Here is a 13,273-nt window from a genome sequence, read left to right as displayed (position 1 = left end):
TCTTTTATTTATTAGAGCTTAATCTTTCTTTATTCTAGATTTATAGATGTATCGACCCCGATCTCTTTTATAAAGTATTGATCGTGTGAAATAACTAATATTGTCCCTTTGTATTCTTTAATAGTAGATGTAACAATCTCCAGACTCTGAATATCGAGATTATTCGTTGGTTCATCTAATATAAACATATCAGGGGTGTTGCTACTAACCATCAGGCAACAAAACACCAGTTTCATTTTTTCTCCTCCACTCAGTTTACTACAAGGTTTATCCCATGTATCATAAGAAAATAGAAAATGGTGTAAGTACCTTTTTAATTTATGTTCCTCGAAGTTTTGCGAATTGAACTGTTCCACCTGCTCGAATACAGTGAGTCGGTTATCGATTATAGAGTATTCCTGATCTACATAGAGGTATTTGAAATCAGCTCTTATTAAGGCTCCTGTTGTTGGTTCCAGCTTTCCAAGCACTAACTTCAATAATGTTGTTTTTCCAATTCCATTACTACCGCTAATGGCTACTCTGTCTCCACTTCTTATCTGAAAGTTTAGAGCGTTATTCCATAATAGATCAGATGAATATCCGAAGTTGATGTCTTTAGCTGTTATTAATATTTTCCCTGTATGGAGATTCGCATTCTCAAAAGATATTTTCAAATCTTTACTATCAGGTAATTTTTGGCGAATATGATTCAAGTCATCGGCTATATCCCCAATCTTTTCGGAGTGTGTCTCTTTCAGCTTCGATGCACTTCCTTCTGCCTGATCTTTGAGCCTATTGATTGCAATGCGGGGGATACCACCTTGTTTTTGAATTTTTTTGCCTCGGCTGTCTTCCCGTTGCTTTCTTTCAGAAGCTAATTGTGCTACTTGTCGTGCTTGTCGCAATTCTTTTTCTTTCTCGTTCAGTTGAGCTTGTAAAGCATTGAGTTTTTCAGCTTTCTGAGCTTTGTAGAATTCGTAATTACCACCGTAGATATCGATAGAATCTCTGTTCAACTCATACGTTATATTCAAGAGATTGAGTAGAGTCCGATCGTGGCTAACAACTATGATCGTTCCTTTATACGATTTGATAAAGTCATACAATTGCTGTCGGCTCTTTGCATCCAAATGATTCGATGGTTCGTCTAACAAGACAATAGACGGAGAATGAATTGCTATACCCGATAGAAATACCTTTGTTTTTTCACCGCCGCTTAATGTGCTTATCTGTTGCGATAGAGTTATATGATCTAAATGCCAAAGAGATAGAGCTTTATTCGCTCTTTCTTCGATGTTCCAGTCCTCATCCAATCGGGTGAAGTTTTCTATAGAAGCATCACCGTTTATAATGGCGTGTAATGCTTCTATTTTGACATTTATGCAGAGAGCTTCCGAAACGGTTAATTCATCATATTGACCGAAATGTTGAGGTATATAATAGGGCTTCTCTGACGACACAATTTCTCCGCTGGTAGCCCGCAAGCGTTCTGCGACTATTTGTAATAGGGTCGACTTTCCCGAACCGTTATCACCTATCAAATTAATCTTCTGATTGTCGGATATGGAAAAGTTGATGTCACGGAATAGAGTCTCTCTATCCGGATGGATATACGATATATGTTTGACTATGATACTCATAGAATAGTATTTTAGATGGTTTAAAACTAAATAGCAGAGGGTTAAATAAACAGAGGTGTGTTACTTAACAAGTTGAAAAGAGCATGATGTATGCTGTTTTTAATAGAGTTTTAATTACATGATTACTAAGTTAGAGTCGATTACTAACAGAGGTTATAATATTCGACAAGATTGATAATTTGCTTAACCAAAATGTTCCGATGAGTTTCGGAATTACAAGATGGCTTTTACCATCGTTTCTTACTTAGACATTTTCATTGGAGTAGTTTTAATATTCAGACTACAAAGATATGGATTTTTTGATTGTAAAGAAATGATTTAAAGATCAATTAGAAATAAAATAACGAAAAGACCTAAAAACAAAAATGGCTGCATAAATTATGCAGCCATTTTTATATATATAGTTATAGTTACTTATACGGAATAAGTAGTAGAAGCTGTATCACCTCCATGACCTGTCCAATTGGTATGAAAGAATTCGCCACGAGGCTTGTCGATGCGTTCGTACATGTGTGCACCGAAGTAATCGCGTTGTGCCTGAAGCAAATTGGCAGGTAAGCGTTCGCAACGAAGTCCGTCGAAATAGCTCAATGCCGATGTTAGGGCAGGAGCAGGAATACCATTCAGCAGAGCTTGTGCGCAAACACGTCTCCATCCTTCTTGTGTACGTTCTATTTGCTTTTTGAAGAACGAGTCAAGAATCAGACTAGGCAACTTAGGGTTATTCTCAAATGCTTTTTTGATATCTCCCAAGAATGCTGAACGGATGATACATCCTCCGCGCCACATCAAAGCAATATCGCCATAATTAAGATTCCATTTATATTCTTTAGCGGCTTCCATCATCAGGTTGTAGCCTTGAGCATACGATATGATTTTCGCTCCGAATAGAGCCATCTTTATATCATCGATAAATTGCTTCTTGTCTCCGTCAAATTTTGGTTTAGAACCCGTAAGTTCTTTCGCCACTACTACACGCAAATCCTTTTGTGCCGAAAGACAGCGAGAGAACACCGATTCTGCGATAAGTGTAAGAGGGATACCCAATTCCAGAGCTGAATCGACAGTCCATTTACCTGTACCTTTTTGTCCGGCAGTATCAAGAATTGAGTCTACTAATGGTTTGCCGTTCTCGTCTTTGTATGCAAGGATATCGGCAGTGATTTCAATAAGATATGAGTCTAGCTCTTCTGTATTCCATTTCTTGAATACTTCGTGTTGCTCGTCTGCACTCATACCAAGGAGGTCTTTCATCAACTGATAAGCCTCATTGATGATTTGCATATCTCCGTATTCGATACCATTATGTACCATTTTCACAAAGTGACCGGCGCCACCTTCTCCAACCCAGTCACAGCAAGGTCTTCCATCAACCTTAGCTGATATCGATTGAAATATTTCTTTCACATAAGGCCATGCAGCAGGCGATCCTCCGGGCATTATAGACGGGCCGTTTAGTGCTCCTTCTTCTCCTCCCGAAACTCCTGTTCCTACATATAATAAACCTTTGCTTTCTACATATTCTACACGTCTATTGGTTTCTGTGAAAAGGCTGTTTCCTCCGTCGATAATAATATCTCCTTTGTCGAGATGAGGAAGAAGAAGTTCGATAAAATCGTCTACTGGTTTTCCTGCTTTCACAAGCATCATTACTTTGCGGGGACGTTCGAGTGAAGCTACCAGCTCTTCGATAGAGTGAGTTCCGATGAATTTCTTTCCTGCTCCTCGACCATTAATAAAATGATCTACCTTTTCTACTGTACGGTTATACACAGCTACTGTATATCCTTTGCTCTCCATGTTCAGAACGAGATTTTCGCCCATAACAGCTAATCCAATCAGCCCAATATCTGCTAATTTGCTCATATTATATGTTATATAATTTATAATTAAGTAATATATTCATTTTATAGTGTCTAAGTTAGGAAAATAATTGACAGTCTTATTAAGTAAACAACTTAATAGATAAAAATTATATCTCCCCGAGTTTCATAGAACAAATATAGTTAATTAAAAGTTTCGGGAGCAATTTATTTAGCCACAAAAACCTGCAAGATGAAAATCTTACAGGTCTTTTAAGCAAATTCACATTATTTTAACACTACTATACTTATCTGAACTGCTGTTGAGCTTTTTATATAGCATGGCGATATTGCATAATGCACTACAAATTGGTTGTCTTCTATTCTTCATTAATATGTTTTATTATCAACGGAAGGATGGTCTTTTAAACCTATTTAATACCCTCTATGAATGTTTTTTATCTAAATTAGCAATAAATACTTTTATTCAAGAACATTTAAACTGTCTCATTTCGGTGATAAAGTGTATTTTTGCTTATACGAAAAATACTAATTCCATAAAAACATATCAATACCATGAAGAAATGTAAAATATTGGCAATACTCTTGCTGCCTCTTTTTTTATTTAGTTGCAGCAGCGTTCCATATCAGAAGACAAAAGATGGAATAATTGTGACTTTAAAAACGGATGATCCAAAAGCCGTTAAAAACATTCGTTTGGAGGTAATAAATGACGATGTCATACATGTGTCGGCCACACCTTCTGATAGATTTACTGAAAAGAAAAGCTTAATCACTGTTTACGAAAAAACGCAGACCGATGGTTGGGATGTTTCCGAACAGAATGGAAATGTGGTTCTCAAAACAGCAACTACGATGGCGACCGTATCGTTGACAACAGGCGCAATTACATTTTCCGACATAAATGGAAATGTAATCCTTGCTGAAAACAAAGGTGGCGGAAAAACTTTTTCCGATATAGAAGTAGAAGGAAAGAAAGCCTACACCCTGCAACAGGTATTTGAATCGTCGGACGATGAAGCATTCTACGGACTTGGGCAGCATCAGGCTGACGAGTTTAATTACAAAGGAAAAAACGAAGTGCTTTTCCAATATAATACAAAAGTATCTGTGCCATTTGTTTTATCCAGCAAAAATTACGGATTGTTGTGGGACAATTATTCTGAAACCAGATTCGGAGATGCTCGCGAATATGCCGATTTGGATCAGTTTAAGCTATTCGACAAAAACGGTAAAGAAGGCAGCCTCACGGCTACCTATATGGTAAATGCAGACCCTAAGCAAGTATTTACAGAGAGAGCAGAATCTCAGATCGATTATGAAAACCTGGAAACGGTAAAGAAATTTCCTGAAAACTTTCCTTTCTACAATTCCAGAATCACATGGGAAGGCGAGGTAGAGGCTAAAGAAACAGGAGTATATCACTTCATATTGTATTATGCTGGTTATACGACTGTATATATGGACGATCAGACAATTGTACCCGAAAGATGGCGCACGGCATGGAATCCGAATAGCTATAAATTCACAGTGGAGATGAAAGCCGGAGAAAAACGTAAAATCAAACTAGATTGGAAACCCGATGGCGGTATTTCTTATATTAGTCTGAAAGCATTAAGTCCTAAAGAAAAAGAAGAGCAAAATAAACTTTCTCTATGGTCGGAAATGGGCGATGAGATAGACTACTATTTCATACGTGGTAACAATCCCGATGAGGTAATCAAAGGATACAGAAATATTACAGGAAAAGCCCAAATAATGCCTAAATGGGCTATGGGCTACTGGCAAAGCCGCGAACGCTACAATAATCAAGACGAATTATTGACAACTGTAAAAGAATATCGTAAGAGAAATATTCCACTAGACAATATTGTACTTGATTGGTCATATTGGCCTCAAGATGCTTGGGGAAGTCACGATTTCGACAAAGCTCGTTTTCCCGATGCAACGGCAATGATAGACAGTGTACACGCTATGGATGCCCGTATTATGATCTCTGTTTGGCCTAAATTCTACCATACAACTGATAATTATAAGGCATTCGAAAAGAACGGATGGATGTACGACCGTGCTGTAAAAGACAGCATACGCGACTGGATCGGCACAGGATATATAGCCGGATTTTACGATGCTTATAGCGAAGGTGCACGTGAACTGTTCTGGGATCAGATGAACGAGAAACTTTACTCGAAAGGTATCGATGCCTGGTGGATGGATGCCTCTGAACCCGATATCCTTTCGAATGCAAGTATAGAGCGCCGTAAGGAATTGAGCACACCTACTGCTTTAGGTTCATCGACAGAGTATTTCAATGCCTATGCATTAGCTAACGCACAGGCTATCTACGAAGGACAACGTTCTGTTAAGCCCGACGATCGTGTATTTTTACTTACCCGTTCGGGTTTTGCAGGATTGCAGCGCTATTCTACCGCTACTTGGAGTGGTGATATAGGCACACGTTGGGAAGATATGAAAGCTCAGATTTCGGCAGGCCTCAATTTTGCCATGTCGGGTATTCCTTATTGGACTATGGATATTGGTGGATTCTGTGTCGAAAAACGTTACGAACAAGCGAAAGAAGGTTCGGAAGATTTGAAAGAATGGCGAGAACTGAATACTCGTTGGTTCCAATTCGGAGCTTTCTGTCCATTGTTCCGCAGTCACGGACAGTATCCGTATCGTGAGATTTATAATCTGGCTCCCGAGGGGCATCCTGCTTATAAGAGTATGGTATATTATAATAAACTGCGCTATCAGATGATGCCTTATATTTATTCGCTTGCAGGTATGACATACTTTAACGATTATACAATCATGCGTGCTTTGGTGATGGATTTCACATCCGATATCAAAACACATAATATTGGTGATCAGTACATGTTTGGCCCAAACTTGATGGTTTGTCCTGTCTACGCATATAAGGCTACATCCCGCGATGTGTATTTCCCTGCTGATGCCAACTGGTATGATTTCGAAAGTAACGAATATATAATAGGAGGTAAAACGCTGAAAGTAAATGCACCATACGAACGTATACCCCTATTTGTAAGAGAAGGATCGATATTGCCAATGGGTAAAGATATCCAGACGACAAAAGAAGCTCAGGTCGATCTTACATTGAAGGTATATACCGGCAAAAATGGAGAATTTACTCTTTATGAAGATGAAGGTGTAAACTACAATTATGAAAAAGGGGCTTATTCTGCTATCAAATTCAGCTATGATGACGCATCTCAAACATTGACTATCGACGATGTGAAGGGTGAATATCTCGGAATGGCTAAAGAAAGAACATTCAAAATAGAAGGGATTAGCAAAGGACAGAAAAACACCGTGACAGAAGTTCCATATTCAGGAAAGAAAGTAACTATGAAAATAATTAAATAGTAAATTGAAAGATGCTTCAGTAAGGGTAGAAACATTCAGATAAATAGAAGTTTTTTCAATTATTGCTTATTGTATAAATTAACACATAAATCGCCTTGTTTATGTGTTAATTTTTTTTGTCTGAAACCCTTTTATTTTCAAGGGATAGTTAATGTATCATATACAATAACTTTGATAATCTTATTGTGTATTATACTGTATGTAAATATCTATTGTACAAATATTTAAGTTGATTTTAATTTTCAATTGTATTGTTAAATACAATAATATACATATATTTGTGTCGAACACATTCAATAGTATAATTGGATATCATGAAAACAAATTTTATTCATACCTACGTATCTGTCGATTGCGTTGTTTTCGGTTTCGAAAACGATCAGTTAAATATACTTTTAGTACAACGTAATATAGACAAAAAGAACTCGAAGGATATGAAACTTCCGGGTAGTCTTATTTATCACGAAGAAGATGTAGATGATGCTGCTAATCGGGTATTGTTCGAACTAACAGGGATCAAAAGGATGACATTGAAGCAATTCCGATGTTTTGCATCTCCCGAAAGGGCACAGAATCCAGATGATATGAAATGGCTTGATACTGCTTATCAACCGAATATCAATCGGTTGATTACAGTTGCATATCTCTCGTTATGCAAGGTAGACAGAAAGCTGAACAACATCTCGAAATACAAATTCTCGAAATGGTGTCCGTTAAGCGAATTGCCGCAGATGCCTTTCGATCATAATAAAATTGTTGCTGAATCGCTGACCGAGATATGCAGATGGATCGAATATGATCCTGCAATTGTTTTTGAACTTCTTCCTGTTAAATTCACTATCAGTCAATTACATCGCCTATATGAGGCTATTTACAATAAAAAAATAGATATCCGTAATTTCCATAAAAAAGTGGCACTAATGCCATATGTAGTTGCCCTAGAAGAGAAGCAAAAAGACGTATCTCACAGAGCAGCTCGCTATTATAAATTCGATAAAAAAGAATATAATAAACGAAAAACAAATATGTAACCTTACTTAATAACCATAAAAACACAGCATAAATATGTATTTACTAGGATATGATATTGGTAGTTCATCAGTAAAAGCTTGTTTGGTAGATGCCAATACAGGAAAAATCGTAGCATCGGATTTTTATCCGAAAGAAGAAATGAAAATCATAGCCGTTAAACCGGGTTGGGCAGAACAAGACCCTAAGGATTGGTGGGCAAATCTCAAACTGGCGCACGAGTCGATTATGAAGCAAGCAAATGTAAAAGGACAGGATGTAAAAGCAATCGGTATTACCTGGCAGATGCATGGTTTGGTACTTGTAGATAAAGACCAGCATGTTCTGCGCCCTTCTATTATTTGGTGTGATAGCCGTGCGGTTAGCTACGGTGAAAAAGCTTTCGAGGCAATAGGTAAAGAAAAATGTTTATCTCACTTGCTGAACTCTCCCGGTAATTTTACTGCATCCAAATTGGCTTGGGTGAAAGAAAACGAACCTCACATATTTGATAAAATAGACAAACTGATGCTTCCCGGAGACTATATAGCAATGAAACTTTCGGGCGAAGTATCGATGACTATCGAAGGTTTATCGGAAGGTATGTTCTGGGACTTTAAGAATAAATGCTTGTCGGAAGATGTTTTGAATTACTACGGAATACCTAAAAGCTTCATTCCTGAAATCAAACCGATATTTGGTCTGCAAGGTCAGGTATCAGCCGCCGCAGCTAAAGAACTTGGATTGGCTGAAGGAACTCCGATTTCTTACCGTGCAGGAGATCAGCCGAATAACGCCTTGTCGCTGAACGTATTCGAACCCGGCGAAATAGCATCTAATGCAGGTACATCGGGTGTTGTATATGGAGTTCTGGATACTGTTAACTATGATAAATTATCACGGGTAAACACATTCGCGCATGTTAACTATACCGAAGAGTTAACCCGACTGGGTGTACTTCTCTGTATCAATGGTACAGGCATTCTCAACTCGTGGTTGAAACGTAATCTGGCAGTCGAAGGATTATCGTATGCTGATATGAATAAGCTTGCAGCCCAATCTCCGATAGGATCAAAAGGGCTATCTATCATTCCATTTGGCAATGGAGCGGAGCGTGTGCTCGAAAATAAAGACACAAATTGTTCGATACACGGTATCAATTTTAATATACATAATAAGTCGGACGTATTGCGTGCTGCACAGGAAGGTATTGTTTTCTCATACGAATATGGTATGGAGGTGATGAAAGAAATGGGCATGGATATCCATACAATCAAGGCCGGATATGCTAATATGTTCCTTAGCCCGTTGTTTGCTCAAACGTTAGCTAGTGTTAGTGGAGCAACAATCGAACTATATAATACCGATGGGGCAGCAGGATCAGCTAAAGGAGCAGGCATGGGTGTCGGTATTTACGCTTCACACAAAGAGGCTTTTGGATCGCTGGAAAGACTATCCGTATTCGAACCCGAAGCGGATAAAAAAGAACAATACAGAGAAGCGTATCAACGCTGGAAAAATCTAGTAGTCAAATACTAAAACGAAAAATAGAAATATTACTTAAATTATTAATACATAAATCAAAATCATGGAAATTTTAAAGGGAAGTAAAGAATTTTTTTCAGGAATAGGAAAAATTAAATTTGAAGGAAAAGAAAGCAAAAATCCGTTGGCATTTCGCTTTTATGACGAAAATAAAGTAGTAATGGGCAAACCGATGAAAGATTGGATGCGCTTTGCTATGGCATACTGGCATACACTATGTGCCGATGGTGGCGATCCGTTTGGTGGCGCAACCATCCATCACCCATGGAACAATGCAAATGATGCTATCAGCCGTGCAAAATATAAAATGGATGCCGGTTTTGAATTTATGACTAAAATGGGATTCAACTATTACTGTTTCCATGATGTAGATTTAGTTGAACCGGGTAATTCGTGGGCAGAATACGAAAGCAATCTGCAAAAAATAGTAGAATATGCTAAAGAGAAACAAGCGGCTTCGGGCATTAAATTGCTTTGGGGTACTGCTAATGTTTTCAGCAACGAACGCTATATGAACGGTGCTGCTACAAACCCTAATTTCGATGTAGTGGCTTGTGCCGGAACTCAGATCAAAAATGCAATAGATGCTACCATTGCTCTGGGTGGATCCAATTATGTATTTTGGGGAGGTCGCGAAGGTTACATGAGTCTGTTGAATACAGATATGAAACGCGAAAAAGATCATCTTGCTCAAATGCTTACAATGGCTCGTGATTATGCCCGCAAACAAGGATTCAAAGGAACATTCCTTATCGAGCCTAAACCGATGGAGCCTACTAAACATCAATACGATTATGATACTGAAACTGTTATCGGTTTCATTCGTAACTATGGCTTAGAAAAAGATTTTAAAGTAAATATCGAAGTGAACCACGCTACATTGGCTGGTCATACATTCGAACACGAATTGCAAGCGGCAGTAGATGCAGGTCTATTAGGTAGTATCGATGCTAACCGTGGTGATTATCAAAATGGATGGGATACCGACCAGTTCCCGATCGATCTTTACGATTTGGCACAAGCATGGTTAGTATTGCTTCCAGCCGGTGGACTTGGCAATGGTGGTGTAAACTTCGATGCGAAGATTCGTCGTAATTCTACGGATGCAGACGATTTGTTTATTGCCCACATTTCGGGTATGGATACATTTGCACGTGGATTGTTAGTTGCAGCGGATATGCTTGAGCATTCCGACTACAAAAATCTACGCCAAACACGTTATGCTTCATTCGATGCCGGAAATGGTAAAGCATTCGAAGACGGTAAACTGACTCTTGAGGATTTACGCACTATCGCTCATAAAACAGGCGAACCGACTAGAATAAGTGGAAAACAAGAGCTTTACGAAGCGATTGTTAACATGTATATTTGAAACCCTTAATATCCCAAAGGGTACTTTGAGATTATAATAATAGTCAATTCTGAAACCTCCCCCTTCCCTCGGGGAGGCTAAGAGGGGCTTAAAATCTTTATTCATGAAAAACGAAACAAGTAAATCATACACCTTTGGCCTAACAATTATAGCCACTCTCGGAGGCCTGCTATTCGGATACGATACAGCTGTTATATCCGGTACGGTAGAATCTCTCAGACATTTTTTTATTGAACCAATGGGCTTGCCTCTCAACGAAGCAAATGCAATGGAAGGCTTTGTGATAAGCAGTGCCTTGATTGGCTGTATTCTGGGAGCAGCAGTTGCAGGATGGGTTAGTCAGCAGTTCGGACGAAAAAAAGCATTATTTGCTTCTGCTATCCTGTTTCTTCTTGCAGCAGTAGGGTCGGCCTGGCCTGAAATTGGATATGGTATGCCCGGAACGGGAGACTATACATTTGTTTATCATTTTGTAGCATATCGTGTCTTAGGCGGTATCGGAGTCGGTATTGCGTCTATGGTGTCACCTATGTATATAGCCGAAATAGCTCCACCCGAAAAACGTGGAAGCTTAGTATCATGGAATCAATTTGCGATTATTTTCGGTATGTTGGTAGTCTATTTTGTAAACTATACTATTGCTAAACAAGGAGATACCGAATGGTTACACGCAATAGGTTGGAGATGGATGTTCGCATCGTTGGCAATACCTGCCAGTATTTTCTTCATATTATTATTCTTTGCTCCGGAAACGCCAAGGTGGCTTGTGATGAAAGGCAAAACAGCGAAAGCTGAAAATATTCTTACAAAACTAGTAGGAAGTGTTGCCGCTAAAAAAGAAATGAAAGAGATTGAAAATAGTTTCGATAACGATGCTATTGCCTCTCTCAGGCCATATTATAAGTTTATGATAACATGGTTTATCTTGTTTGCCATAGGTCTTATATCATTATCATTAAGTGGAGTTTCGAGTGCTTTCGAAGTTTCGATGATTGTCAGCTTCCTTATCGCCCTTTACGTACCTATTCGTTCTTACGGATTCCTTATTATAATGACAGGAGTATTACTCTCGGCATTTCAGCAATTTGTCGGTATAAACGTGGTGCTATATTATGCTCCCGAGATATTCAAGAGCATGGGTTCGGGCACAGATTCTGCCTTGCTTCAAACTATCATTGTCGGTATTATAAACCTATCGTTTACCGTATTGGCAATTATGACTGTCGATCGGTTTGGTCGTAAGCCATTGTTGATAACAGGTGCTTTGGTTATGGCGGTTTCGATGCTCGGGCTTGGTACTTCTTTCTCACAGAATCTACCCGGAACGTTGAAACTTATTTTCATGCTCACCTATACGGCCGGCTTCGCAATGTCATGGGGTCCTGTTTGCTGGGTTATGTTGTCGGAGATATTTCCGAACTCGGTACGGTCGAGTGTGATGTCGATAGCAGTTGCTGCACAATGGGTATCTAATTTCTTGGTGTCGTGGACATTCCCTATTATGGATAAAAACAAATTCTTGGTAGAGACATTTAATCATGGATTCGCATATTGGATATACGGAGCATTAGCCGTTGTAGCCGCTCTTTTTGTATGGAAAAGATTGCCCGAAACAAAGGGTAAGACATTGGAAGATATGGAGAATATATGGAAAAAATAATCTGATTGATTTCTTATTAACGAAGTTGTCTAGACTTTTCAAAAGTCTTTCTTTTTACTCTCTCTGTCATGCTGAACGATAGAGAAGCATCTCACAACCGAGATTCTTCGTTTCTCAGAATGACAAAATAATACGAAAAACAAAAAGTCTAGACCACTTCAACATATAGAATCGGTGTACTTTAGAAGGGTATAGCGATTCTTTTTTTAACAAAAGATCATTTCTTACGAAACCTTTTGTCCTCTTTAGCTGTTCTAATGATTCATGTTTCCGGAATACATAAGTTCTGATTCATGTAACATAAAATCGAAGAATTACAATCATAAAATATTAATTAAATTATAAACAGATGTCTAAAATAACACTACACGGAGGAGAAATAAATACTATCGGTCAATTACCAGCAGTAGGTTCTGTTGCTCCTGATTTTACACTTGTAAAGAATGATTTGTCAGATTTATCATTAAAAGAACTAAAAGGAAAGAATGTGATACTTAATATCTTTCCAAGTTTGGATACTAGCACATGTGCTGCTTCGGTAAGAAAGTTTAATAAAGAAGCTGCGAGTTTACCCAATACAGTGATTCTTGCAATTTCTGCCGATCTACCATTTGCTGCCGGTCGTTTCTGTACAACTGAAGGAATTGAGAATGTTATTCCGGCTTCCGTTTTTAGAAATGATACTTTTGCAAAAACATATGGTGTTTTACTTATCGATGGTCCGTTGAAAGGTCTATTGGCCAGATCGGTAGTTGTGGTAAATCCCGAAGGAAAAGTTGTATATACAGAATTAGTTCCTGAGACAACGAACGAACCGAATTATCAAGCAGCTATCAATACGATTAAATAATTGATA

The 13,273-nt window shown here is 38.4% G+C and carries 8 protein-coding genes; 6 read left to right on the top strand and 2 right to left on the bottom strand.

What is annotated here, in order from left to right:
- Positions 1–29: 29 nt before the first annotated feature.
- Positions 30–1,622, bottom strand: a complete 1,593-nt coding sequence (gene abc-f, locus G7Y57_RS04770) for a ribosomal protection-like ABC-F family protein (protein WP_165021055.1) — start codon at positions 1,620–1,622, stop codon at positions 30–32.
- A 414-nt stretch (positions 1,623–2,036) separates the two neighbouring features.
- Positions 2,037–3,488 (bottom strand): decarboxylating NADP(+)-dependent phosphogluconate dehydrogenase, encoded by a 1,452-nt coding sequence (gene gnd, locus G7Y57_RS04765; protein ID WP_165021054.1) that lies wholly within the window; start codon positions 3,486–3,488, stop codon positions 2,037–2,039.
- A 512-nt stretch (positions 3,489–4,000) separates the two neighbouring features.
- On the opposite strand from gnd, the gene G7Y57_RS04760 reads away from it, so the two are divergent.
- From G7Y57_RS04760 to tpx, 6 genes are all read left to right on the top strand, one after another.
- Positions 4,001–6,832, top strand: coding sequence for a TIM-barrel domain-containing protein (locus G7Y57_RS04760; protein ID WP_165021053.1), 2,832 nt, complete (start codon positions 4,001–4,003; stop codon positions 6,830–6,832).
- A gap of 314 nt (positions 6,833–7,146) precedes the next feature.
- Positions 7,147–7,863 carry an NUDIX hydrolase gene (locus G7Y57_RS04755; protein WP_165021052.1) on the top strand — a complete coding sequence of 239 codons (717 nt, stop codon included), beginning with the start codon at positions 7,147–7,149 and terminating at the stop codon, positions 7,861–7,863.
- A gap of 34 nt (positions 7,864–7,897) precedes the next feature.
- Complete coding sequence (locus G7Y57_RS04750; protein ID WP_165021051.1) at positions 7,898–9,379, top strand: xylulokinase; 1,482 nt, start codon at positions 7,898–7,900, stop codon at positions 9,377–9,379.
- Between the two features lie 49 nt (positions 9,380–9,428).
- On the top strand, positions 9,429–10,757 hold the full coding sequence (xylA, locus tag G7Y57_RS04745) for a xylose isomerase (RefSeq protein WP_165021050.1): 1,329 nt from the start codon (positions 9,429–9,431) through the stop codon (positions 10,755–10,757).
- Positions 10,758–10,860: 103 nt separating this feature from the next.
- Positions 10,861–12,417, top strand: a complete 1,557-nt coding sequence (gene xylE, locus G7Y57_RS04740) for a D-xylose transporter XylE (RefSeq protein WP_165021049.1) — start codon at positions 10,861–10,863, stop codon at positions 12,415–12,417.
- A gap of 349 nt (positions 12,418–12,766) precedes the next feature.
- Positions 12,767–13,267 carry a thiol peroxidase gene (gene tpx / locus G7Y57_RS04735; RefSeq protein ID WP_165021048.1) on the top strand — a complete coding sequence of 167 codons (501 nt, stop codon included), beginning with the start codon at positions 12,767–12,769 and terminating at the stop codon, positions 13,265–13,267.
- Positions 13,268–13,273 lie beyond the last annotated feature (6 nt).

The organism is Dysgonomonas sp. ZJ279 (assembly GCF_011039205.1).
Lineage (GTDB): Bacteria > Bacteroidota > Bacteroidia > Bacteroidales > Dysgonomonadaceae > Dysgonomonas.
This window is presented reverse-complemented; position numbering and strand designations above follow the sequence as displayed.

Coding starts and splice junctions, on each gene's coding strand:
- abc-f (WP_165021055.1), bottom strand. CDS start 1,622: ATGAGTATCATAGTCAAACATATATCGTATATCCATCCGGATAGAGAG.
- gnd (WP_165021054.1), bottom strand. CDS start 3,488: ATGAGCAAATTAGCAGATATTGGGCTGATTGGATTAGCTGTTATGGGC.
- G7Y57_RS04760 (WP_165021053.1), top strand. CDS start 4,001: ATGAAGAAATGTAAAATATTGGCAATACTCTTGCTGCCTCTTTTTTTA.
- G7Y57_RS04755 (WP_165021052.1), top strand. CDS start 7,147: ATGAAAACAAATTTTATTCATACCTACGTATCTGTCGATTGCGTTGTT.
- G7Y57_RS04750 (WP_165021051.1), top strand. CDS start 7,898: ATGTATTTACTAGGATATGATATTGGTAGTTCATCAGTAAAAGCTTGT.
- xylA (WP_165021050.1), top strand. CDS start 9,429: ATGGAAATTTTAAAGGGAAGTAAAGAATTTTTTTCAGGAATAGGAAAA.
- xylE (WP_165021049.1), top strand. CDS start 10,861: ATGAAAAACGAAACAAGTAAATCATACACCTTTGGCCTAACAATTATA.
- tpx (WP_165021048.1), top strand. CDS start 12,767: ATGTCTAAAATAACACTACACGGAGGAGAAATAAATACTATCGGTCAA.